This is a genomic window from Variovorax sp. J22R115 (assembly GCF_030317005.1).
Classification (GTDB): Bacteria; Pseudomonadota; Gammaproteobacteria; order Burkholderiales; family Burkholderiaceae_C; genus Variovorax.
The window spans coordinates 149,084-170,630 of record NZ_JASZYM010000009.1 but is presented as its reverse complement, the minus strand read 5'-3'; the positions used below and the strand labels follow the sequence as shown (position 1 = coordinate 170,630).

24 protein-coding genes are annotated in these 21,547 nt (G+C 65.0%); 14 read left to right on the top strand and 10 right to left on the bottom strand.

Going from position 1 to position 21,547, the window contains the following annotated elements:
* Nucleotides 1-29: 29 nt before the first annotated feature.
* From QTI04_RS17500 to ntrC, 9 genes are all read left to right on the top strand, one after another.
* Nucleotides 30-974, top strand: coding sequence for a YncE family protein (locus QTI04_RS17500; RefSeq protein ID WP_286616857.1), 945 nt, complete (start codon nt 30-32; stop codon nt 972-974).
* 13 nt (nt 975-987) lie between these two features.
* Nucleotides 988-1,758, top strand: coding sequence for a polysaccharide deacetylase family protein (locus QTI04_RS17495; RefSeq protein WP_286616856.1), 771 nt, complete (start codon nt 988-990; stop codon nt 1,756-1,758).
* A gap of 31 nt (nt 1,759-1,789) precedes the next feature.
* Nucleotides 1,790-2,761 (top strand): sterol desaturase family protein, encoded by a 972-nt coding sequence (locus QTI04_RS17490; protein ID WP_286616729.1) that lies wholly within the window; start codon nt 1,790-1,792, stop codon nt 2,759-2,761.
* 36 nt (nt 2,762-2,797) lie between these two features.
* The gene (locus QTI04_RS17485) at nt 2,798-3,670 is read left to right on the top strand and encodes an EI24 domain-containing protein (RefSeq protein WP_286616728.1); all 873 of its coding nucleotides are present in this window, start codon (nt 2,798-2,800) and stop codon (nt 3,668-3,670) included.
* The gene (locus QTI04_RS17480) at nt 3,667-4,467 is read left to right on the top strand and encodes a molybdopterin-binding protein (protein ID WP_286616727.1); all 801 of its coding nucleotides are present in this window, start codon (nt 3,667-3,669) and stop codon (nt 4,465-4,467) included. The genes QTI04_RS17485 and QTI04_RS17480 overlap by 4 nt, the downstream gene beginning before the upstream one ends.
* Nucleotides 4,468-4,614: 147 nt before the next feature.
* Nucleotides 4,615-6,030 carry a type I glutamate--ammonia ligase gene (gene glnA / locus QTI04_RS17475; RefSeq protein ID WP_286599796.1) on the top strand — a complete coding sequence of 472 codons (1,416 nt, stop codon included), beginning with the start codon at nt 4,615-4,617 and terminating at the stop codon, nt 6,028-6,030.
* A 127-nt stretch (nt 6,031-6,157) separates the two neighbouring features.
* A complete protein-coding gene (locus tag QTI04_RS17470; RefSeq protein WP_286599798.1) occupies nt 6,158-6,664 on the top strand; it encodes a hypothetical protein in 507 nt (168 codons plus the stop codon).
* A 114-nt stretch (nt 6,665-6,778) separates the two neighbouring features.
* The gene (gene glnL / locus QTI04_RS17465; protein ID WP_286616726.1) at nt 6,779-7,855 is read left to right on the top strand and encodes a nitrogen regulation protein NR(II); all 1,077 of its coding nucleotides are present in this window, start codon (nt 6,779-6,781) and stop codon (nt 7,853-7,855) included.
* Nucleotides 7,856-7,877: 22 nt separating this feature from the next.
* The gene (ntrC, locus tag QTI04_RS17460; RefSeq protein ID WP_286599800.1) at nt 7,878-9,401 is read left to right on the top strand and encodes a nitrogen regulation protein NR(I); all 1,524 of its coding nucleotides are present in this window, start codon (nt 7,878-7,880) and stop codon (nt 9,399-9,401) included.
* Nucleotides 9,402-9,420: 19 nt separating this feature from the next.
* Here the strand turns inward: ntrC and QTI04_RS17455 are convergent, their stop codons facing one another.
* From QTI04_RS17455 to QTI04_RS17430, 6 genes are read right to left on the bottom strand one after another with little or no spacing between them, the layout of a single operon-like run.
* The gene (locus QTI04_RS17455) at nt 9,421-9,918 is read right to left on the bottom strand and encodes a hypothetical protein (RefSeq protein WP_286599801.1); all 498 of its coding nucleotides are present in this window, start codon (nt 9,916-9,918) and stop codon (nt 9,421-9,423) included.
* Nucleotides 9,915-10,694: an exodeoxyribonuclease III gene (gene xth / locus QTI04_RS17450; protein ID WP_286616725.1), complete on the bottom strand. Its 780-nt coding sequence runs from the start codon at nt 10,692-10,694 to the stop codon at nt 9,915-9,917. Before xth ends, QTI04_RS17455 begins: the two co-directional genes overlap by 4 nt.
* Nucleotides 10,695-10,746: 52 nt before the next feature.
* The gene (locus tag QTI04_RS17445) at nt 10,747-11,244 is read right to left on the bottom strand and encodes a dihydrofolate reductase (RefSeq protein WP_286616724.1); all 498 of its coding nucleotides are present in this window, start codon (nt 11,242-11,244) and stop codon (nt 10,747-10,749) included.
* A 2-nt stretch (nt 11,245-11,246) separates the two neighbouring features.
* Complete coding sequence (locus QTI04_RS17440) at nt 11,247-12,077, bottom strand: thymidylate synthase (protein WP_286616723.1); 831 nt, start codon at nt 12,075-12,077, stop codon at nt 11,247-11,249.
* Entirely contained in the window at nt 12,074-13,504 is a 1,431-nt protein-coding gene (locus tag QTI04_RS17435; protein WP_286616722.1) for an FAD-binding oxidoreductase, read from the bottom strand. The genes QTI04_RS17440 and QTI04_RS17435 overlap by 4 nt, the downstream gene beginning before the upstream one ends.
* Entirely contained in the window at nt 13,501-13,905 is a 405-nt protein-coding gene (locus tag QTI04_RS17430) for a DUF2069 domain-containing protein (RefSeq protein ID WP_286616721.1), read from the bottom strand. The genes QTI04_RS17435 and QTI04_RS17430 overlap by 4 nt, the downstream gene beginning before the upstream one ends.
* Nucleotides 13,906-14,067: 162 nt before the next feature.
* Between QTI04_RS17430 and QTI04_RS17425 the strand changes: the two genes are divergently transcribed.
* Genes QTI04_RS17425 through QTI04_RS17415 form a run of 3 tightly spaced genes read left to right on the top strand, consistent with a single transcriptional unit; the run spans nt 14,068 to nt 16,394 of the window.
* Nucleotides 14,068-15,285, top strand: a complete 1,218-nt coding sequence (locus QTI04_RS17425) for a YihY family inner membrane protein (RefSeq protein WP_286616854.1) — start codon at nt 14,068-14,070, stop codon at nt 15,283-15,285.
* Between the two features lie 46 nt (nt 15,286-15,331).
* Nucleotides 15,332-15,715: a thioredoxin family protein gene (locus tag QTI04_RS17420; RefSeq protein WP_286616720.1), complete on the top strand. Its 384-nt coding sequence runs from the start codon at nt 15,332-15,334 to the stop codon at nt 15,713-15,715.
* A gap of 16 nt (nt 15,716-15,731) precedes the next feature.
* Nucleotides 15,732-16,394, top strand: a complete 663-nt coding sequence (locus QTI04_RS17415; RefSeq protein WP_286616719.1) for an NAD(P)H-binding protein — start codon at nt 15,732-15,734, stop codon at nt 16,392-16,394.
* A gap of 15 nt (nt 16,395-16,409) precedes the next feature.
* On the opposite strand, the gene QTI04_RS17410 is transcribed toward QTI04_RS17415, so the two are convergent.
* Both QTI04_RS17410 and QTI04_RS17405 read right to left on the bottom strand, forming a co-directional pair.
* A complete protein-coding gene (locus QTI04_RS17410; protein WP_286616716.1) occupies nt 16,410-17,216 on the bottom strand; it encodes an alpha/beta fold hydrolase in 807 nt (268 codons plus the stop codon).
* Nucleotides 17,216-18,526 carry an O-acetylhomoserine aminocarboxypropyltransferase gene (locus QTI04_RS17405; protein ID WP_286599813.1) on the bottom strand — a complete coding sequence of 437 codons (1,311 nt, stop codon included), beginning with the start codon at nt 18,524-18,526 and terminating at the stop codon, nt 17,216-17,218. The genes QTI04_RS17410 and QTI04_RS17405 overlap by 1 nt, the downstream gene beginning before the upstream one ends.
* 137 nt (nt 18,527-18,663) lie before the next feature.
* Between QTI04_RS17405 and QTI04_RS17400 the strand changes: the two genes are divergently transcribed.
* Nucleotides 18,664-19,113, top strand: coding sequence for a CBS domain-containing protein (locus QTI04_RS17400; protein WP_286599814.1), 450 nt, complete (start codon nt 18,664-18,666; stop codon nt 19,111-19,113).
* Between the two features lie 42 nt (nt 19,114-19,155).
* On the opposite strand, the gene QTI04_RS17395 is transcribed toward QTI04_RS17400, so the two are convergent.
* Nucleotides 19,156-20,373 (bottom strand): polyhydroxyalkanoate depolymerase, encoded by a 1,218-nt coding sequence (locus QTI04_RS17395; RefSeq protein ID WP_286616715.1) that lies wholly within the window; start codon nt 20,371-20,373, stop codon nt 19,156-19,158.
* 116 nt (nt 20,374-20,489) lie between these two features.
* Between QTI04_RS17395 and QTI04_RS17390 the strand changes: the two genes are divergently transcribed.
* The gene (locus QTI04_RS17390; protein WP_286599819.1) at nt 20,490-21,146 is read left to right on the top strand and encodes a glutathione S-transferase family protein; all 657 of its coding nucleotides are present in this window, start codon (nt 20,490-20,492) and stop codon (nt 21,144-21,146) included.
* 24 nt (nt 21,147-21,170) lie between these two features.
* On the opposite strand, the gene QTI04_RS17385 is transcribed toward QTI04_RS17390, so the two are convergent.
* Nucleotides 21,171-21,527 carry a DOPA 4,5-dioxygenase family protein gene (locus QTI04_RS17385; protein ID WP_286599821.1) on the bottom strand — a complete coding sequence of 119 codons (357 nt, stop codon included), beginning with the start codon at nt 21,525-21,527 and terminating at the stop codon, nt 21,171-21,173.
* Between the last annotated feature and the right edge of the window lie 20 nt (nt 21,528-21,547).

The window sequence follows — 21,547 nt, the reverse complement described above, 5'->3', positions numbered from 1 at the left end:
CATTCCTGACGGGCCGTCTTGCGGCCTTTTTGTTTGTCTGCGCGGTGCTTCCGTCGCAGGCCGCCGAACCACCACCCATCTTCGTGCTCAATTCGCTCGACGCGACAGTGAGCGTGATCGATCCGGGCAACTGGGCCGAGAAGCAGCGCATCCCGACCGGCAAGGAGCCGCATCACCTCTACCTCACGCCCGATCAGAGTTCGTTGATCGTCGCCAACTCCGCCGGTGATTCGCTGACCTTCCTGAACCCCCGCACGGCCGAAGTCCAGCGCGTGGTTTACGGCATCCTCGATCCCTACCACCTGCGCTTTTCGCCGGACATGAAGTGGTTCGTCACGGCGGCCAACCGCCTGAACCACGTCGACATCTACCGATGGGACGGCAAGGAGCCCAAGCTCGTCAAGCGCATTCCCACCGGCAAGACGCCCAGCCACATCTGGATCGACGGCAAGAGCACGACCGCCTACGTCACCATGCAGGACAGCGATGAGTTGATCGCCGTGGACCTTTCCACGCAGACGATCCGCTGGCGCGTGCCCACTGGCCCGATGCCGGCCGACATCTTCGGCATCCACGACGGCAAGACGCTGCTGGTCGGCCTGACGGGCAGCGATGGCGTGCAGGTGTTCGACGTGGCGGGTGCCCAGCCCAAGCTGGTCGGCCAACTCCCGACCGGCAAGGGGGCCCATGCATTCCGTTCCGCGGGCGACGACCGCAGCGTGTTCGTCAGCAATCGCGTGGCCAATACGATCAGTCGCATCGATATCCAGACGCTCAAGGTCACCGACACCTATCCGGTGCCGGGGGGACCCGATTGCATGGATGTCTCGGCAGACGGCAAGACGCTCTTCGTCACCTCGCGCTGGGCGAAGAAGCTCAGCGTGGTCGACCTTGCCAGCCGCAAGGTCGTGCGACAGGTCAACGTCGGCCGTTCGCCGCATGGCGTCTGGACCCTCGACCATGCCAAGATTTGAGTCCGGGGCTGCGATGCTCCTGGTGGCGGCTTCGGTCGTGTCCACCGGCGCAGTCGCCCAGGGCACCTGCAGCAAGCCGGTGTACCTGACCTTCGATACCGGCCATATGGGCGTCGCGCCCCTGGTTGCCGAGGTGCTGAAGCGACAGGACGTCCGCGTGACCTTCTTCGGCGCTGCGGAGCGTACCCAGACCGACGGCGACAGCCTCGACAACCACTGGGCGCCATGGTGGAAGGCGCGGGCCGCGGAAGGGCACGAATTCGCATCTCACACCTACGACCATGCCTACTGGCGCGGCGATCTACCGGGAGTCGAGCCGCGCTTTCGCATCAAGCCGACGGCGGGCGCCTTTGCGGGCCGGGAATTCACGTGGGACGCCAAGCAGTACTGCGCCAACGTGGCCAAGTCTTCCGAACGCCTGCAGGACATCACCGGCAGGAAGCCGCTTCCTCTGTTCCGCGCGCCCGGCGGCAAGACTTCGCCAAAACTGCTGGCGGCTGCCAAGGCCTGCGGCTATGAGCACGTCGGTTGGGCGCCAGCGGGCTTCCTGGGTGACGAGTTGCCGAGCGAGAAGTTCAGCAACGAAAAGCTGTTGCAGCAGGCGCTCGACAAGATCGAGCCGGGAGACATCCTGCTTGCGCACCTGGGCATCTGGTCGCGCAAGGAGCCATGGGCACCCGCCGCTCTCGAACCGCTGATCGTCGGGCTCAAGGCCAAGGGCTTCTGCTTCGAAACGCTGCGCCAGCATCCGGCTTACCGCGCCTGGATCGCGGCTCATCCCTGAACCTTTCCGCAAGGGCCGGGATCGCACGCCAATGGATTGGCTCACCGATTTGTTTGCGAACCTGCAGCAGTGGCTGTTCGAGACGGCGATTCAGCCGGTGGTCTACGCCGTCGGCTTGGGCGGCTGGGTCGAGGACGCGTTCGACGCGACGGGCTGGCTGCTGGTCGGCCTGATCCAGATCGCTGTGCTGATCGCCGTGATCGGCCCGTTGCAGCGCTGGCGACCGGCCGAGCCGGTGGTCGACCGGCGCGCCATCCGCATCGACGTGATCTACACGCTGATCCATCGGCTGGGCCTCTTCCGGCTCGCGATGTTCTTCGCGCTCGACCCCTTCTTTGACGACGCACTGGGCACAGTGCGGTCCGCGGGCTGGGGCACCTTCCATCTCGATCAGCTCTGGCCCGGCGTCACCGACGTGCCCTGGATCACGCTCGTGATCTACCTCGTCGTGCTGGACCTGGTCGAATACCTGATTCATCGCGGGCAGCACCGCTTCGAATGGTGGTGGGCCCTGCATTCGCTCCATCACTCGCAGCGCCAGATGACGATGTGGAGCGACAACCGCAACCACCTGCTCGACGACGTGATTCACGACACGATCATCGTGATCGTCGCGCAGCTGATCGGCGTCGCACCGGGTCAGTTCATCGCCATCGTCGCTTTCATGCAACTCAGCGAGAGCCTGCAGCACGCCAACCTGCGGCTGAGTTTCGGCGCGATCGGTGAGCGGCTCTGGATCAGCCCGCGCTTCCATCGCCTGCACCACAGCATCGGGATCGGGCATGAATCGCGTGGTCCGAAGACGCTCGGGGGCCACAACTTCGGCGTGCTGCTGCCCTGGTGGGACATGTTGTTCAGGACGGTGAACTTCGAGGACCGCTACGACCCGACGGGCATTCGCGACCAGGTCGAGCCCGACGACCGTGGCCGCGTCAAGGACTACGGACGCGGCTTCTGGTCGCAGCAATGGCTGGGACTCCGGCGCCTCGTCGGCCAAGGCTGACGGGCGCCTCGCACGCTGGCGTTATCCTCGGCACCAATGCGTCTTCTCCTCGATTCCTTCTGGCGTTCGGTCGCCTACTGCATGCACCCGCGCGTGATCGTGCTGTCCTTTCTGCCGCTGGGGCTCATGGTGGTGCTCGCGGCGGTGTTCGGCTATTTCTTCTGGGACGCAACCGTCGCATGGACTCGCGAGGCGCTGGACGCCTGGCCCCTGCTGGCCAGCTTCTGGGGCTGGATCGGCCGCCTGTTTTCGGGCGATGTCACCGCCATGCTCGCGCCGCTGTTGGTGGTGTTCGCGGCCACGCCGCTCATCGTGGTGGTGTCGCTCCTGGTCGTCGCCGGGTTCATGGCGCCAGCGCTGACCCGCCTGGTGGCTGAGCGGCGATTTCCGGCGCTGGAACAAAAGAAGGGTGCATCCTTCATCGGAAGCATGGCCCGCTCGCTCGGACTGACCGTGCTGGCAATGCTGGCCCTCGTGGTGTCGATGCCGCTCTGGCTCATCCCCCCGCTGGTGCTCATCCTTCCGCCGCTCATCTGGGGTTGGCTGACCTATCGCGTGATGAGCTTCGACGCGCTCGCGGAGCATGCGAGCCCGGAGGAGCGGGACGAACTGCTGCGGAAGCACCGATTGCCGCTACTCGGTGTCGGCGTGCTGTGCGGCTATCTCGGCGCGGCGCCGGCCATCGTCTGGGCGTCGGGTTTGCTTTTTGCGGCCGCCTTCTTTGTGCTCGTGCCCATCGCGATCTGGATCTACACGCTGGTGTTCGCGTTCTCCGCGCTGTGGTTCGCTCACTATTGCCTCGACGCACTGGCGCAACTGCGAATGCAGCGCGCCGCCGCGGCTGTTTCACCACCTGCGGTCGAGTTGGCCGATGCCAACGCTGCCGCAAGCCAATGGGGTGCCCCATGAGTCGTTCATTCGGTCTGATCGTCGTCGGCGACGAAATCCTTTCCGGCAAGCGCATCGACAAGCACATGCCCAAGGCCATTCAACTGCTCGCCGAGCGCGGCCTGGAGCTGGGATGGGCCGAGTACGTTGGAGATGTGCCGGCGCGCATTACGGCGGCGCTGGCGCGCGCTTTCGCTTCCGGCGACGTCGTGTTCTCGACCGGCGGCATCGGCGCCACGCCCGATGACCATACGCGCCAGTGCGCGGCCGCCGCCCTTGGCGTCCCGCTCGGCCTGCACCCCGAGGCCGAGGCGCTGATCCGCGAGCGAATGCAGGACACCGCGCGCGAGCAGGGGACGGTCTACGAGCCCGACCGGCCGGACAACATTCACCGCCTCAACATGGGCGTCTTTCCGCTGGGCGCAAAGATCATCCGCAACCCCTACAACAAGATCCCCGGGTTCAGCGTGGGCGACGTGCACTTCGTGCCCGGCTTCCCGGTGATGGCCTGGCCGATGATCGAATCGGTGCTCGACGAGCGCTATGCCGATCTCTTCGCCCGCGGCCGAGTCGCCGAAAGATCCGTGATCGTCTACGGTGCCATGGAGGCCACGTTGACGCCACTGATGGAGGCCATCGAGCAAGCGCATCCCGGCATCAAGGTGTTCAGCCTCCCGAGCGTCGACCATGCCGAGCATGGACGGCACATCGAACTCGGCGTCAAGGGCGACGCCGACAGAATCGGACCCGCCTACTCGCAATTGCTGGCGGGTCTGCACGCCTTTGAAGCGCGTCTCGGCCCCGAAATGGTGCGTTGAATTCGTCCGCACCAATTTGGTTACAACTCGCCTGTTTTTGGGGTCTGGCGGCGGCGCCACACCCCCCTCGGCTGCAGTGACAATGGCACAGAAACTGCATTCCGGAATACCCGTACTTCCAACCACTATCCAAACCAGGAGAACCTGATGGCAAAGACCGTCGCCGATGTACTCAAACTCGTCAAGGAAAACGAGGTCAAGTTCGTCGACTTTCGCTTCACCGACACTCGCGGCAAGGAACAGCACGTCACCGTGCCGGTTTCCGCGTTCGATGAGGACAAGTTCACTTCGGGCCACGCGTTCGATGGCTCGTCGATCGCCGGTTGGAAGGGCATCGAAGCATCGGACATGCAACTCATGCCCGACCCGAACACGGCCAACATCGACCCCTTCTTCGAAGAAACGACGCTCATCCTGACCTGTGACGTGGTTGATCCTTCGGATGGCAAGCCCTATGAGCGCGACCCGCGTTCGCTCGCCAAGCGCGCCGAGGCCTACATGAAGGCATCGGGCCTGGGCGACACCGCCTTCTTCGGACCGGAGCCCGAGTTCTTCGTGTTCGACGGCGTACGTTGGCAGAACGACATGTCCGGCTGCTCCGTGAAGATCGAATCCGAAGAAGCAGCCTGGAATACGGGCAAGGAATTCGAGCACGGGAACACGGGCCACCGGCCTGCGGTCAAGGGTGGCTACTTCCCGGTGCCGCCGGTCGACAGTTTCCAGGACATGCGATCCGAAATGTGCCTGGTGCTCGAGTCGCTCGGCATCCCGGTCGAAGTGCATCACCATGAAGTGGCCAACGCCGGCCAGATGGAACTCGGCACCAAGTTCAGCACGCTGATCCAGCGCGCCGACTGGGTCCAACTGCAGAAATACGTGATCCACAACGTGGCCCATGCCTACGGCAAGACCGCCACCTTCATGCCCAAGCCGATCGTTGGTGACAACGGCTCCGGCATGCACGTGCACCAGTCGGTCTGGAAGGACGGCAAGAACCTCTTCGCCGGCGACGGTTATGCCGGCCTGAGCGACTTCGCACTGCACTACATCGGCGGCATCATCAAGCACGCTCGCGCGCTGAACGCCATCACGAACCCCGGCACCAACAGCTACAAGCGCCTGGTCCCCGGTTTCGAAGCCCCGGTGAAGCTGGCCTACTCGGCCAAGAACCGCTCGGCATCGATCCGCATTCCGTTCGTGGCGAACCCGAAGGGCCGTCGCGTCGAAGCCCGCTTCCCCGATCCGCTGATGAACCCGTACCTCGGTTTCGCAGCGCTGCTGATGGCCGGCCTCGACGGCGTGGAAAACAAGATCCATCCAGGCGAAGCCGCGAGCAAGGATCTCTACCATCTGCCGCCGGAAGAAGACGCGATGATCCCGACCGTGTGCCACAGCCTTGATCAGGCGCTGGATTACCTCGACAAGGACCGTGCGTTCCTGACGAAGGGCGGCGTCTTCACCGATTCGTACATCGACGCGTACATCGACCTCAAGATGCAGGAAGTCACGCGCTTCCGCATGGCGACCCATCCGGTCGAGTTCGACATGTACTACTCGCTCTGAGCCTGCCCCAGGCCAGCGTTAAAAAGGACGGCAATTGCCGTCCTTTTTCTTTGGGTGGGAACACCAGCATGGCACTCGTATCGAATTGCACGAAAATGCCGCATTGCTGCGCACTCCAACCATGACCATGAAGACTCTTTCCGTTTTCCTGCTGACCGCGTTCGCCGCGGCCGGTGTTCACGTGCAAGCCCAGGCGCAGGAGCGCGTCTGGCGTTGCGGCAACGAATACACGAACAACGCGACCCAGGCGCAACAGCGCGGTTGCAAGCTGATGGAGGGCGGCAATGTCACCGTCGTGCAGGGCAACCGGCCGATTGCTTCGGCCGCACCGAGCAGCGCGGTTCGTGCCCCGGCAAGCGCAAGCAGCCCGGCGGGCAGCCCGCGCGTCGACGGTGCCGACCAGCGCGCGCGGGACGGCGAGGCCCGCTCGGTGCTCGAATCCGAACTCAGGAAGGCGCAGGATCGGCAAGCCCAGCTGCTCAAGGAATACAACAACGGCGAGCCCGAAAAGCAGGGCAGCGAAGGTCGCAATTACCAGAAGTACCTCGATCGCGTAGCCGACATGAAAGCCGAGCTCGCGCGCAACGAGAGCGACATCGCCGGCATCCAGCGCGAAATCGGCCGGCTGAAATGACGCTCTCCCCTAGACTGCGCGCACTTCGTGTCGCTGCGCCAACCCCCTGCCGGGGGCAACGCCTGCGGCCCGGCAAAGCCGGTTCGGCGGCGTTCCGGGAAGGAATTCCTTCGCGTGGCTTTTGGTAAATCCGCCGGACCGGGCAAACGCTTTCAGGCCTTCGACCTGCTCTCGACGCTGATTGCCGTGGTACGCACCGACGGTTCGGTGTTGTTCGCGAATTCCGGGCTCGAAGACGCGCTCGGGACCTCGCGCCGCACGCTCGAGGGCTCGCAATTCGGCGCCTGCTTTCATGAGCCGCAGGTGTTGCGCACCGCCATCGACGGTGCGCGCAGCAATGACTTCGCCACGCTGCGCTACGAGGCCCTGCTGCGGCGCGTCAACCACGAGCTGATGCCGGTGCAGGTGACGCTCGCGCAGAGCGACAAGGCAGGCGAGTTGATCATCGAGATGTCGCCACTCGAACAGCAGGTGCGGCAAGACCGCGAAGAGCGCCTGCTCGACCAGGCGCAGGCCAACAAGGAACTGATCCGCAACCTCGCGCACGAAATCAAGAACCCGCTCGGCGGCATTCGCGGCGCGGCGCAGTTGCTGCAGATGGAGGTCGAGTCACGCGACCTCATCGAGTACACGCAAGTCATCATCCACGAGGCCGACCGGCTGCAGACGCTGGTGGATCGACTGCTGGCGCCGCACCGGCGGCCGCACGTGGTGGGCGACGTCAACATCCACGAGGTCTGCGAACGCGTGCGCTCGGTGATCCTGGCCGAGTTTCCGCGCGACCTGCACATCGAGCGAGATTTCGACGTGTCCATCCCCGAGTTTCGCGGCGACCGGGAGCAACTCATTCAGGCCACGCTCAACATCGTCCACAACGCCGCCCAGGCGCTGGCGGAACGGCGTGCAGCGGGTGATGCGCAGATCACTTTCAAGACCCGCATCGCGCGTCAGGTTATCTTCAATAAGCAGTGGTATCGACTGGCACTGGAATTGCATGTCGTCGACAATGGACCGGGCGTGCCGGACGCGATCAAGGACCGCATTTTTTACCCGCTGGTGTCGGGCAGGGAAGGCGGGACTGGCTTGGGATTGACGCTTGCGCAGACTTTTGTGCAACAGCATCACGGAGTGATCGAGTGCGACAGCGTCCCGGGCCGGACCGATTTCAAGATACTGATACCGCTGCCCTAGCAGCCACGCAACAAGGAGCTGCATGAAGCCGATCTGGATAGTGGATGATGACCAATCGATCCGCTTTGTGCTGGAAAAAGCGCTACTGCGCGAAGACCTGCCAACCCGTAGCTTCACCAACACGCGCGAAGTTCTCGCCGCACTCGAAGCCGCCGCCGACGACGAACTGCAGGGCCCGCAGGTCCTGGTGAGCGACATCCGCATGCCCGGCGGCTCCGGCCTCGATTTGCTCGACAAGATCAAGGCCAAGCACCCCGGACTTCCGGTCATCATCATGACCGCGTTCTCCGATCTCGACAGTGCCGTCTCTGCCTTCCAGGGCGGCGCCTTCGAATACCTGCCGAAGCCTTTCGATCTGCCGCGCGCAGTGGAGCTGATTCGTCGCGCCGTCGACGAGAGCCAGCGCGAGGAGGTCGCCGAGGAACGCATGGCGGCCGCGCCCGAGATGCTCGGACAGGCTCCTGCGATGCAGGACGTGTTCCGTGCGATCGGGCGACTGTCGCAAAGCAATGTGACCGTGCTGATCACCGGCGAGTCGGGTTCCGGCAAGGAGCTTGTGGCGCGTGCGCTGCACAAGCATTCGCCGCGCGCGAACGGGCCCTTCGTCGCGATCAACACCGCGGCCATTCCCAAGGACCTTCTCGAAAGCGAGCTGTTCGGCCACGAGCGCGGCGCCTTCACCGGCGCGCAGACGATGCGGCGCGGCCGTTTTGAACAGGCCGAGGGAGGCACCCTGTTTCTGGACGAGATCGGCGACATGCCTTTCGATCTCCAGACGCGCCTGCTGCGCGTGCTGAGCGACGGGCATTTCTATCGCGTGGGCGGCCACAACTCCGTCAAGGCGAATGTGCGCGTGATCGCGGCGACGCACCAGGACTTGGAGCAGCGCGTCAAGCTCGGCGGCTTCCGCGAAGACCTCTTTCACCGGCTCAATGTGATCCGGCTGCGGCTGCCGGCATTGCGCGAGCGCGGCGAGGACGTGCCTGCGCTCACGCGCCACTTCCTGCAGCAGAGCGCCAAGCAGCTGGGCGTGGAGCCCAAGCGCATTTCGGATGCGGCGCTCGCGCAGTTGGCGACCTTCGGTTTTCCAGGCAACGTGCGGCAGCTCGAGAACATCTGCCATTGGCTGACGGTGATGGCGCCGGCGCAGCTTATAGAGGCCAAGGACCTGCCGCCCGAAGTGGCGGCCGGCGCACACGTCGAAGCGCCCGCGGCTGCAGCGGCCGTTGTATCGGCGCCGGCTTCCACGATCGAGCGCGACCCCGTGGCAGTTGGCGCCACAGCGGCCGTGGCACCTGCAACGCTGCCCCCGCCGGTCGCCGGCACTGCCGCGGCAGCGTGGGAAAGCGGGCTCGAACTCGAAGCGCAGAGCATGCTGGCGGCCGGTCGTACCGACGTATGGGATGCGCTATCGCGCCGCTTCGAATCACGCCTGATCCTCACGGCGCTGGCGAATACGCGAGGCCGCCGCATCGAGGCCGCGCAGAAACTCGGCATCGGGCGCAACACCATCACGCGCAAGATCCAGGAACTGGGCCTGGAATGATCCGATGACTGACGCTGGGTCAGCGGTTGCGCTGACCCAGCGTCAGCGTGTCGAGCTGGAATTGCCCGCTCTTGTCCCAGAGCCACGTGTCGACGTAGGTGTGGCTGCCCACCTTGCCGGGGTTCGGCAGGGGTGATGCATCCTTGATCAGCTTCTCGATCATCGGGGCCACCTCCGGCGCATGGCTCGGCGTGCGACTGAAGTACACCCCCGTGACCTTGCCCGTGCTGTCGACGTCGGTCTCGGTCACGACCACTGCATACACCAACGGCGGAATCTTGCCCTTGTAGATGCGCTTGGGATAGGTCTTGTAGATGTAGGTCGCGCCGACCTTGCGATAGGCCTTCACTGCGGGGGTCTGTGAGGTGATGAGCCTCTCGGGCGGTACCTTTGCGGAGGGGCCGTCATCCTTCGCGGCCTGGGCAGGCGCCTCGCTCGTCCCATCCTTTTTCAGTGCCTCGCAGCCTGCAAGGCCGAGGGAGACGACAAGAACCGCCAGGATGGGAGTGTGTTTCATGGTGCCAGATCCAGTATCACAGGGGCGTGATCGCTTGGCTTTTCCCATTTGCGCGGCACACGATCGATCACGCAGCCCTTGACGCGCGGGATCAGCGGTTGGCTCACCAGGATGTGGTCGATGCGCAATCCGCGATTCTTCTGATAGCCCAGCATGCGGTAGTCCCACCACGAGTAGCTCTTCTCGGGCTGGTCGAAGAGACGGAAGCTGTCCGTCATGCCCAGCTTCAGCAAGTCCATGAAGTGCTCGCGCTCCGCGGTGGTGTGGTGGATCGTCTCTGCGAGTCCGACTGGATCGAAGCTGTCGCGGTCTTGCGGCGCGACGTTGAAGTCGCCGAGCAGAACCAGGTTCGGATGGGCGACAAGCTCCTTGCGCAGCCAGTCGCGCAATGCGCTCAGCCAGCGCAACTTGTATTCGAATTTCTCGGTTCCCGGCGCCTGGCCGTTGACGAAGTAGCCGTTGACCACGCGCAACTCGCCGGCCGGCGTGTCGATGGTCGCGCTGATGACGCGGGAGTGCTCGTCGGTGAAGCCGCCGATGTTCTTCACGACGTCGCGCACCGGCGCCAGACTCAGGATCGCAACGCCGTTGTAGGTCTTCTGGCCGAACACGGCGGCGTCATAGCCGGCCGACTTCAGCACTTCGAGCGGAAACTTGTCGTCGCTCATCTTGAGTTCCTGCAGGCACAGCACGTCGACAGGGTTGGCGATGAGCCAGTCGAGCACATGCTGCAGCCGTGCGGTGAGGGAGTTGACGTTCCAGGTGGCGATTTTCATGGGTTGCAGGCTCCAGAGCGTGACGTCTCTGTAACGAAGTTCTCAGCAGTAGTCAGCGCCGTTCGAGCGTGACGAAGCTGAACGGAAGACCGTTGGCGGCAGTGTGAGACTCGCGCTCAATCTCGTGCCAGCCGGGGCCAAATCGGGGCGCCCAGGTGTCGCCTTCGTAGTCGCGCTCGATCTCGGTCACGAGGGCGCGCTGGGCCAGAGGTTCGGCCTCCGCATAGATCTGCGCGCCGCCGATCACCCAGGCCTCGGGCGCGTTGTCGCTCTCGCAGAGCGACAGGGCGGCCTGCAGGCTCGGCACGTGCTCCGCACCGTCGCTCCGCCAGTCAGCCTGACGCGTGATGACGATGTTGCGCCGCCCGGGCAGGGGCCGGAATCTTGGAGGTAGTGAATCCCAGGTCTTGCGTCCCATGATCACCGGCGCACCCGCCGTCTGCTTCTTGAAATGCGCCAGGTCCTCGGGCAGATGCCAGGGCATCACGCCGTTGAGGCCGATCACGCCGTTGGCTGCGCGCGCGAGAATCAGGTTGATGCGGGTGCCCATGGTCAGACAGCGACGGGCGCCTTGATGCCGGGATGAGGGTCGTAGCCGATCACCTCGAAGTCCTCGTACTCGTAGTCGAAAATCGATGCAGGCTTGCGCTTGATGACCAGCGTCGGGTACGGCCGGGGCTCACGACTGAGTTGGAGCGCCACCTGTTCCGCGTGATTGCTGTAGATGTGGCAATCGCCGCCGGTCCAGATGAAGTCGCCCACGTCGAGATCACATTGCTGGGCGATCATGTGCGTGAGCAGCGCGTAGCTCGCGATGTTGAATGGCACGCCCAGGAAGATGTCCGCGCTGCGCTGGTAGAGCTGGCAGCTGAGCTTGCCGCGTTCGCCGGCCGCTTGCGGCGGCGCCACGTAGAACTGGAAGAACGCGTGGCAGGGCATCAGGGCCATCTTCGACAGCTCGGCCACGTTCCATGCGCTCACGATGATGCGGCGCGAATCGGGGTTGGTCTTGAGCGTGTCGATCACCTGCTGGATCTGGTCGATGTGGCCGCCATCCGGCGTCGGCCAACTGCGCCACTGCATGCCGTACACCGGTCCGAGATCGCCGTCTTCGCGTGCCCACTCGTCCCAGATCGTGACGCCGCGTTCCTTCAGCCAGTTGTTGTTGCTCGACCCGGTCAGGAACCAGAGCAGTTCCTGGACGATGGAGCGGAGGTGCACCTTCTTTGTGGTGATGAGCGGAAAGCCTTCGGTGAGGTCGAAGCGCATCTGGTAGCCGAAAACGCTTTTCGTGCCGGTGCCGGTGCGGTCGCCTTTTTGCACGCCCGTCGTGTCGACGTGTCGCATGAAATCTTCGTATTGGGAACGGGTGGGGCGGTTCATTGGGAAGTCTCCGTCCGGATCACGCGACCCGGATTCAGGATGTTCTGCGGGTCGAGCCCGCGCTTGATGGCGCGCATCATGCCGAGGGCCACGGGCGACTTGTGCTTTTCGAGTTTGTCGACCTTCAGCGACCCGACGCCGTGCTCGGCGGAGAACGATCCGTCGAACTTCTCGACCGCGTCGTACACCAGCGTGTTGATGCGATCTTCATGGTCGCGCAGGAAGGCCGAGTTGTCGCCACCGGCCGGCGCCTGCACGTTGTAGTGCAAGTTGCCGTCGCCCAGATGGCCGAAGTTCACGAGCCGGACGCCGGGGATCTCGCGCTCGAGGAGTGCGTCGGTATCGGCTACGAAATCGGGGATGCGCGACACCGCGATCGAGATGTCGTGCTTGATGTTCAGCCCTTCTTCGGCCTGCGCCAGCGGAATGCTCTCGCGGACATGCCAGAGCTGATGCGCCTGCGTGAGGTTTTCGGCGACCACGGCGTCGCTCACGCAACCCGCCTCGAAGGCGGTTTCAAGCAGCGCCTCGAAGCGGGCGCGGGCGTGGTCCTCCGACTCGTTGTCGGAGTTCTCCAGCAGCACGCAATAGGGCACCGCCTCGTCCTCGATGAACGGAACTCGCATCGCGGGGAAGTGCTTGGCCACCAGGCTCAAGGCGAACTTGCCCATGACCTCGAAGCCCGTCAGGCCCGCGCCCAGTCGCTTGTGCGCCAGGCCGAGCAGCGTGACCGCGTGTTGCAGCGAAGGCACTGCCGCCCATGCGGTGAGCTGCGCGGCCGGCAGCGGGTAGAGCTTCATGGTCGCAGCGGTGATGATGCCGAGTGTGCCTTCGCTGCCGATCATCAGGTCGCGCAAGTCGTAGCCGGTATTGTCCTTGCGCAGGCCGCTGGTGCCTTCCCAGATGTCGCCCTGCGGCGTGACGACTTCGAGGCCGAGGCACAGGTCTCGCGTGTTGCCGTAGCGCACGACCTGCGTGCCGCCGGCGTTGGTCGCGAGATTGCCGCCAATGGTGCAGCTGCCTTCGGCGGCGAGGCTGAGCGGAAAGAGGAAGCCGGCATTCCTGGCCGCTTCCTGCAAGGTCTGCAGCACGCAGCCGGCTTCGACGGTCATGGTGAGGTTCGCTGCGTCGATGCTGCGGATTGCATTCATGCGTTGCAGGCTCAGCAGCACCTGGGTGCCGGTGTCGTCCGGGATTGAGCCGACTGCGAGGCCGGTGTTGCCGCCCTGCGGAACGATGGACGTTCCGGCGGCGGCGCACGCCTTGACCACGTCCGCAACCTGCCGCGCGTCGGCCGGCCGCACGACGGCCAGCGCCTTGCCACGCGAGCGCTTGCGCCAGTCCTGTTCCCAGGCGGTTAGATCGCCGTCGGTCAACACATTCGAAGCGCCGACGATGGCGCGCAACTTCTCGATCAGGACGCTCATTGCGTCGCTCCTTCCAGGCTTCGTGCCTGCGCGGCATGGCGCAAGCGAAGCCGAACATGCCATGCACAGGCGGTGAAGAGCGCGAGGCACAGCAGCACCTGGATGAGCGCGAGCACTTGCCCGACGCCGTTGGTGTCGCTCCAGGCGCGCACCACGCCTTCGGTGAAATAGAGCCAGACCATCAGGCTGACCCAGCGGTAGGTGTACATGCGGTTCTTGAGAAGTCCCGCAAGCGGGACGACCAGCGGCAGCACCTTGAGCGCCAGCCACGAGCCGCCCGGACGCAACGGCGCGAGCCACAGCTCCCAGGCGAGGCCGAGCACGATCAGCCCGAGGAGGCTGCCCACAGCCAGCCAGCGCGAGGCGGATACAGACGCGGGAGGAAGAGCGGATGTAGTCAAGAGAAAAAGTCGTTCGCCGTCAGTGCACACCGCGGCACGTACATCGCGCCTTCCAGGGATACCGCAGAACTGGCTTCGCCAGGCTGCAGGTATCGCGCCCTCGCAGGGCTAGGCGAAGCGACACGCAGCGCGCGCAGCCTGGGGGTGAGCCAATCATCCGGCATGATACCGGCCATGAATCGCCGGCAGCTGTGGAGGGACCTTTCGCACTTTCCCTGGGGCAACACCGCCGCAGTGCTGGGCGAGCGTTTCCGCGAAGACCGTCTCGGCCTCACCGCGAGCAGCCTGACCTTCACCACCACCATCGCGATGGTGCCTTTCTTCACCGTGGCGGCGGCGCTGTTCACGGTGTTCCCGATCTTTTCCAAGATGCAGGGCCGGCTGCAGCGTTGGCTGATCGAGAGTCTGATTCCGGACAACATCGCGCGGCAGGTGCTGGGTTACCTCAACCAGTTCGCGAGCAAGGCCAGCGGCCTGGGGGTGGCCGGGCTCGTGGTGCTGTTGGTGACGGCGGTCGCCTTGATCCTCACCATGGACAAGACGCTCAACAACATCTGGCGCGTGCGCAGCCCGCGGCCTCTCGCGCAAAGGGTGCTGATCTATTGGGCCGCGATCACGCTGGGCCCGCTGGTGCTGGCCCTGAGCCTGAGCACCACCGCTTCCTTCTTCTCGGCTTCGCGCGATGTGGTCGGCGTCAGCGTCGTCAAGCTCCTGTTCGATACCTTCGAGTTCGTGTTGCTGGCGGGCGGCATGGCTGCGCTGTATCACTACGTGCCCAATACCCACGTCAAGTGGTCGCATGCGTGGGCCGGCGGGTTTTTCGTCGCGGCGGCGATCGAGATTTCCAAGCGGGTGCTGGGCTACTACCTAAGCCTCGTGCCGACGTATTCAGTGCTGTACGGTGCCTTCGCGACAGTGCCGATTCTTCTGATCTGGATCTATGTGGCGTGGGTCATCGTGCTGTTCGGCGCGGTGATTGCCGCCTACCTGCCCAGCTTGCTGATGGGCGTGGCGCGGCGGGGCGGCATGCCGGGCTGGCCGCTGCAGCTCGCGGTCGAGGTCCTGCAGCACCTGCATCGCGCGAAGAGCAGGGCCGGCAAGGGCCTGGGCGCGGCGGAACTGGTGGCCCGGATGCGGATCGATGCGCTGCAGCTCGCGCCGGTGCTCGAAACCCTCGTCGCCATCGACTGGATCGCCCCGCTCGCCGAGGAGCCGGACAACGAAGACCCGCGCTACGTCCTTCTCGCCGACCCGGCCACGACGGCGCTCGAACCGCTGCTGAAGGAACTGCTCATGCCGCAGGTGCCGCCGCTCGAGAGCTTGTGGCGCAAAGGCCCTTTGGATGCGCTCCTTCTGCAGGATCTGCTGCCGAATCGATAATGGCGCGGCACGTTTCATTCCTTTCTCAACTTTCCCCATCTTGGCCTTGACCGACTTCTCCGCTGCCGCAGACCTCCAACCGACCGGCGACCCGCTGTGGGTCGTTTGCCTGTGTGCCGAGTGGTGCGGCGCCTGCCGCGAGTACCGGCCGCTGTTCGAACAAGTGGCTCGTGCGCATCCCGAATTCCGCTTCGCCTGGGTCGACGTGGAGGACCACGCGGACATCGCCGACGATTTCGACGTCGAGACCTTTCCGACGATGCTGGTCGGCAGCACGGCCGGCACGCGTTTTCTCGGTCCCTTGCTGCCGCACGCGGAAACGCTCGCACGCCTGCTGGGCGCACTGCAGCCGGAGCAGGCTTCGACGCCCGAAGTGACCACGCTGCTCGACGCCCTGGCGCGCGATCCCGAAACCTTCACGGTCGCCTGACCCCTCTGGAGCTCTCATGAAAATCATGCTCTTTGGCGCGACGGGCATGGTGGGGCAGGGAGTGTTGCGCGAATGCCTGGTCGATGGCGACGTGACGCGGGTGCTCTGCGTCGGCCGCAAGCCGACCGGCCAGCAGCATCCGAAGCTCAGCGAACTCGTCGTCCCGGACATGAGCGACTTCTCGGCCGTCGAAGACAAGCTCTCGGGTTTCGATGCCTGTTTCTTCTGCTTGGGCGTCTCCTCCGTCGGCATGAGCGAGGCAGACTACCGTCGCATCACCTACGACCTGACGCTGGCGGCGGCGCAGCCGCTGGCCCGTCTCAACCCGCAGATGACCTTCATCTACGTGTCGGGTGCCGGAACGGACAGCACCGAGCGCGGCCCCACGATGTGGGCGCGCGTCAAGGGCGCGACGGAAAACGCGCTGATGCGTCTGCCCTTCAGGGCCGCGTACATGTTCCGGCCCGGCTTCATCGAGCCGATGCACGGCGTGCGCTCCAAGACGGCTCTCTACCAGGCAGCCTACGTGATCGCGAAGCCGGTATTCGGCCTGCTGCGCCGATGGGCGCCCAGCCGCGTGACGACCAGCGTGCAGGTGGGCCGCGCGATGCTCGTGGCTGCCAAGCGCGGCGCCCCCGCGCCGCTGGTCGAGGTGCCCGACATCAACGCGCTGCGTTGAAGCCGGCGCGCGCCCTCAACTCGTCAGGAACGCGCCCAGCGCGAACAGCACGTCGTCGGGCGCTTCAGTCATCAGCGCATGGCCGGCCTTGACGGTCACGACCTTGGCGTCGCGCGCCTTCGAGGCCAGCGTGCGGGCGGCGCGCGGCGGCGTCATCTGGTCGGATTCGCCTAGGAGGAACAGCGTCGGGCACTGCACCGATGCCATCGCCTGTTCGCCGTTCGCATAGTCGTTGCAAGCCTTGAAGCCGATGTGGAACACGTTGGCGTTCGGATTGCTCGCCAGCACGCGGCGCATGAGGGCACGCGAACCGCCATAGAGCCAGGTGCCCGGGCCCAGCGAGGAGGGCGGCGGCGCCAGCAGCGAGTGCGAGAAGTTGTTGACCATGGTGATCGCGCGTTGCGGATCGTTGAGCGCGCCGTCGAGCAGGGCCGGCGACACGGTCATGGGGTACGCCGTGCCCACGAGCGCCAGATGCGTGACACGCTCCGGCGATCGCGTCGTGGTCTCGAGCGCAATCAGCGAGCCAAAGCTGTGGCCCACCAGCGCGGCCTTGGCGATGCCGGCCGCATCGAGCAGCGCGACGATGAACGCCGCCGCTTCCTCGACCGACGCGGGCGGTGGGCCTTCGCTCTTGCAATGGCCCGGCAGATCCACCGCCAGCACGTTCCAGCCGTGGTTCGCGAACCAGCGGCTCTGGAGGATCCACACGCTGTGGTCATTGAGTACGCCATGGATGAAGACCACGGTCGGCTTGGCGCTGTCGATCGATTTGCCTCCGGTGTAGCAGTAAGCGCGGTGGCCGTTGACGATGAAGTCCATCAGGCACCTGCCTTTTCTGCGGCCTTGAGGGCGCGCTTCAGGTCGTCGATCAGGTCGGCCGGGTCTTCGAGCCCGATCGACAACCGGATGGTGCCTTGCGTAATGCCCGCGCCGGCCAACGCGTCGTCCGTCATGCGGAAATGCGTGGTGCTCGCCGGGTGAATCACGAGGCTGCGGCAGTCGCCCACGTTCGCCAAATGGCTGAACAGCTTGAGCGTCTCGATGAACTTCTTGCCTTGCTCACGGTTGCCCTTGAGATCGAAACTGAAGACTGCGCCGGCGCCCTTCGCGCCATGCCGCAGCAGCTTGTTCGCCAGCGCATGGCTCGGATGCGTCTCCAGCAGCGGATGCCCCACGTGCGCCACGAAGGGATGAGAGGCGAGGAACTCGACCACCTTCTGCGTGTTGTCGATGTGGCGCTCCATGCGCAGCGGCAGCGTCTCGATGCCCTGCAGGATCAGCCACGCGGTATGCGGGCTCATCGAGGCGCCGAAGTCGCGCAGCCCTTCGCGCCGCGCGCGCAACAGGAAGGCGCCGACCGTGCTCTCCTCGCTGAAGACCATGTTGTGGAAGCCGTCATAGGCCTGGGTCAGCTCGGCGAATTTTCCGGAGCGCTCCCAGTCGAAGCTTCCGCCGTCGACCACCACGCCGCCGATCACCGTGCCATGGCCCGACAGGAACTTGGTCGCCGAGTGGTAGACCAGGTCGGCGCCCCAGTCGAAGGGCTTGATCAGGTAGGGCGAGGTCAGCGTCGAATCGACCAGCAGCGGCACCTTGGCGGCATGCGCGATCTCGCTGACGGCCGGAATGTCCAGCACATCGAGACCCGGGTTGCCCACCGTCTCGCCGAACAGCAGCTTGGTCTCCGGCCGGATCGCCGCGCGCCAGCCGTCGAGGTCGCCCGGCTTCACGAAGGTCGTGTCGATGCCGAAGCGGCGCATCGTGTAGTGCAAAAGGTTCTGTGAGCCGCCGTAGAGCGCCGTGCTCGCGACGATGTGCGAGCCCGCGCCCATCAGCGTCGCGATCGACAGATGCAGCGCCGCCTGGCCGCTCGCGGTCGCGATCGCGCCGATGCCGCCTTCGAGTGCCGCCACGCGCTGCTCGAGCACGGCATTCGTCGGGTTGCTGATGCGCGAATAGACGTGGCCCGCCCGCTCGAGATTGAAGAGCGCCGCCGCGTGGTCGCTCGATTCGAAGACGAAGGAAGTGGTCAGGTGGATTGGCACCGCCCGCGCGCCGGTGGCGGGGTCGGGTGCCGCGCCGGCATGCAGTGCCAGCGTGTCGAAGCCGGGGTCGGAATAGCCGGACATGAGCGCCTTTCAATGACGTTGCTGCAATGCCCCGTTACGCGTGCAAATACTGCGACGTCGACGTGGGCGAGTGGATGGGCGGCCATTGTGGGCTATATTCAAATTGGCACGCCGCCGAGTAAGAGAGGAGCAACACGATGAAAGTCAGCGACATCCTGCGCGTCAAGGGCAACACGCTCTTCACTTCCACGCCCGATCAACCCCTGGCTGACGCGGTCAACACCATGGCCGACAAGGACATCGGTTCGCTGGTTGTCATGGAACATGGCGATCTCGTCGGCATGCTCACGTTCCGCGAGGTGATCGTTGCCATCGTCGCCAACGGCGGCCAGGTCGGTGGCACGCTGGTGCGCAAGGCGATGGACGACCATCCCGTGACCTGCACCCTCGAAACCGACCTCGACGAAATCCGCCGCATCATGCTGGACCGCCACGCACGCTACATGCCGGTGATGGACAAGCGCATGCTGATGGGCGTGATCAGCTTCTACGACGTCGCGAAGGCAGTGGTCGACAGCCAGAACTTCGAGAACAAGATGTTGAAGGCGTACATTCGCGACTGGCCCGCGGAAGACGAATCTTCCTAGGCTCGCCCCCAGGCTGCGCGCACTTCGTCTCGCTTCACCAACTCAATGGAGCTCGGCCGCCGTGTGGATCGTCTCGCGCACGCGCGGATAGATCTGCGTATTCCACTTGCTGCCGCTGAACACACCGTAGTGGCCGACACCCGCTTGCAGGTGGTGGGTCTTGAGGTAGGGGCGCACGCTGGTGCACAGGTCCTGCGCAGCCACGGTCTGCCCGACGGCACAGATGTCGTCACGCTCGCCTTCCACAGTCAGCAATGCCGTTTTGCGGATGGCCGAGGGGTCGACCTTTCGGTCGCCCACCGTGAGTTCGCCGCGCGGTAGGTCGTAGGTCTGGAACACCCGTTCCACCGTCTCCAGATAGAACTCGGCCGGCAGGTCGTTCACCGCCAGGTACTCGTCGTAGAAGTTGCGGATGGTGGTGGCCTGGTCCAGCTCGCCATCGACCAGATGCTGAAAGAGCTTGGCGAACTGCTGCTTGTGGCGGTCCGGGTTCATGCTCATGAACGCTGAGAGTTGCAGGAAGCCGGGATAGACGCGCCGCATCATGCCGGCATGCGGCCATGGCACGCGGCTGATCAGGTTGCGCTCGAACCAGCCGATGGAGCGCTCGTTGGCGAGCTTGTTCACGGCGGTCGGGTTGATGCGGCAGTCGACCGGGCCGGCCATCAGCGTCAGGCTGCGGGGCGCGGACGGGTTGTCGTCTTCCGACATGAGCGCGGTCGCTGCCAGCGCCGCGACGCAAGGCTGGCATACGGCGACCATGTGCGCGCCGGGGCCGATCGCTTCGAGAAAGCTGATGATCTGCAGCGTGTAGTCGTCGAGGCCGAAACCGCCATGCCAGAGCGGCACGTCGCGCGCGTTGTGCCAGTCGGTGATGTAGACGTCATGGTCGCGCAGCAGGGTGCGCACCGTTTCGCGCAGCAGCGTCGCGAAATGGCCCGACAGTGGTGCGGCCAGCAGCACCGGGGGATGCACCGCGCTGGTGTCCTTGCGAAAGTGCAGCAGCGTGCCGAAGGGCGCGACCAGCGCGGGTTCCTCGTGCACCGCGACTTCCTCGCCGTCGACCATCACGCTCTCGATGTCGTAGGGCGGACGCGCGTGCGTGAGCCGCATGCGCGAGTAGACCTCCATGGCCGCGGCGATCCTGCGGGTCAGGCTGCGGTCGGCCTTCGACTGCCAGAGCGCAGTGCCGAGGTACTGGGCCGCAAGCCGGGATGGCGAAAGCAGGTCGGCGTTGGTTTGGTAGGCCCGGTACAGCATGCATGGGCTGTAGGCAAGTTGCGGGCCAAGCCCGGCGGCGCGGTCGGCGGGGCGCACCGTTCTGGCACAGGCCTTGCACAGCCTTCAGGCCGATCCGGCAGCCGAGGAGCGTCAGCATGGCCAAACCCGTACTCACCATCAGCAGCAAGAACTACGGCGCATGGTCGCTCCGCGGATGGCTGATGTGCCGGCTCGCGGGCCTGGAGTTCACCGAAAAGATCATCCCGCCCGACGATCCGGCGATGAAGGCCGAGATGCTGCTGCTTTCGGCATCGATGCTGGTGCCCTCGCTGCAGCACGGCAGCATCAAGGTCTGGGACACGCTCGCGATCGGCGAGTACCTCAACGAAATCAAGCCCAAGGCCGGGCTGCTGCCTGCCGACGCCAAGGCCCGCGCCCACTGCCGGGCGATCTGCGGCGAGATGCATTCGGGTTTCAGCTCGATGCGCGGCTCGCTGCCGATGAACGTCAAGGCGAAATTCCCCGCCTTCAAGATCTGGTCGCGTGCCCAGTCCGACATCGACCGGGTGGTCGCGATCTGGCGCGAATGCCTGGGCGCATACGGCGGACCCTTCCTGTTCGGTGAGCAGCCGTGCATGGCGGACGCGATGTACGCGCCCGTCGTCACGCGCTTCATGACCTACGACGTGGCGCTCGATCGGGTCTGCACCGCCTATTGCAAGCGGATCATCGAACTGCCTGCGATGCAGGAGTGGATCAAGGCCGCCAAGCAGGAGCCGGACGAAATCGACGAGCTCGACGCCGAGTTCTGAACGCCTGCCGGTAGGCGTTCCGTCTCAGGCCGCTGGCTTGCGGAACATGCGCAGGTCGAGCGTCGCCTCGTTGCCCAGCCACATCGCGTGCGCCGTGTGGTCGAGGTAGTCGTCACCGGTCAGGCCGTGCACGAAGATGTCGAGCCCGTTGCGATGGGTGTCCAGCCAGCCGATGACTTCGTCGAATTCCGCGGCATCGAAGGCGATTTGGCAGCTCCAGTGTGGATGCGGGCCGACCAGCTTTTCATGCACCCGACCGACCACCACCAGCAGATTTCGCCCGGCTTCCTCGGCCACCTGTCGCGCCTGGGCGACGGTGTCCGGACCGAAATAGATATGAGCGTGGTACTGCGGGTAGAGGTTTTCGGGGCGGCGAGGCATGGTGAACTCCGGGGAGGATG

Bases quoted from the DNA above. Each gene is read 5' to 3' on its own strand.
- QTI04_RS17495 (WP_286616856.1), top strand. From the start codon at position 988: ATGCTCCTGGTGGCGGCTTCGGTCGTGTCCACCGGCGCAGTCGCCCAG.
- QTI04_RS17490 (WP_286616729.1), top strand. From the start codon at position 1,790: ATGGATTGGCTCACCGATTTGTTTGCGAACCTGCAGCAGTGGCTGTTC.
- QTI04_RS17485 (WP_286616728.1), top strand. From the start codon at position 2,798: ATGCGTCTTCTCCTCGATTCCTTCTGGCGTTCGGTCGCCTACTGCATG.
- QTI04_RS17480 (WP_286616727.1), top strand. From the start codon at position 3,667: ATGAGTCGTTCATTCGGTCTGATCGTCGTCGGCGACGAAATCCTTTCC.
- glnA (WP_286599796.1), top strand. From the start codon at position 4,615: ATGGCAAAGACCGTCGCCGATGTACTCAAACTCGTCAAGGAAAACGAG.
- QTI04_RS17470 (WP_286599798.1), top strand. From the start codon at position 6,158: ATGAAGACTCTTTCCGTTTTCCTGCTGACCGCGTTCGCCGCGGCCGGT.
- ntrC (WP_286599800.1), top strand. From the start codon at position 7,878: ATGAAGCCGATCTGGATAGTGGATGATGACCAATCGATCCGCTTTGTG.
- QTI04_RS17455 (WP_286599801.1), bottom strand. From the start codon at position 9,918: ATGAAACACACTCCCATCCTGGCGGTTCTTGTCGTCTCCCTCGGCCTT.
- xth (WP_286616725.1), bottom strand. From the start codon at position 10,694: ATGAAAATCGCCACCTGGAACGTCAACTCCCTCACCGCACGGCTGCAG.
- QTI04_RS17445 (WP_286616724.1), bottom strand. From the start codon at position 11,244: ATGGGCACCCGCATCAACCTGATTCTCGCGCGCGCAGCCAACGGCGTG.
- QTI04_RS17440 (WP_286616723.1), bottom strand. From the start codon at position 12,077: ATGAACCGCCCCACCCGTTCCCAATACGAAGATTTCATGCGACACGTC.
- QTI04_RS17435 (WP_286616722.1), bottom strand. From the start codon at position 13,504: ATGAGCGTCCTGATCGAGAAGTTGCGCGCCATCGTCGGCGCTTCGAAT.
- QTI04_RS17425 (WP_286616854.1), top strand. From the start codon at position 14,068: ATGATACCGGCCATGAATCGCCGGCAGCTGTGGAGGGACCTTTCGCAC.
- QTI04_RS17415 (WP_286616719.1), top strand. From the start codon at position 15,732: ATGAAAATCATGCTCTTTGGCGCGACGGGCATGGTGGGGCAGGGAGTG.
- QTI04_RS17410 (WP_286616716.1), bottom strand. From the start codon at position 17,216: ATGGACTTCATCGTCAACGGCCACCGCGCTTACTGCTACACCGGAGGC.
- QTI04_RS17405 (WP_286599813.1), bottom strand. From the start codon at position 18,526: ATGTCCGGCTATTCCGACCCCGGCTTCGACACGCTGGCACTGCATGCC.
- QTI04_RS17400 (WP_286599814.1), top strand. From the start codon at position 18,664: ATGAAAGTCAGCGACATCCTGCGCGTCAAGGGCAACACGCTCTTCACT.
- QTI04_RS17395 (WP_286616715.1), bottom strand. From the start codon at position 20,373: ATGCTGTACCGGGCCTACCAAACCAACGCCGACCTGCTTTCGCCATCC.
- QTI04_RS17390 (WP_286599819.1), top strand. From the start codon at position 20,490: ATGGCCAAACCCGTACTCACCATCAGCAGCAAGAACTACGGCGCATGG.
- QTI04_RS17385 (WP_286599821.1), bottom strand. From the start codon at position 21,527: ATGCCTCGCCGCCCCGAAAACCTCTACCCGCAGTACCACGCTCATATC.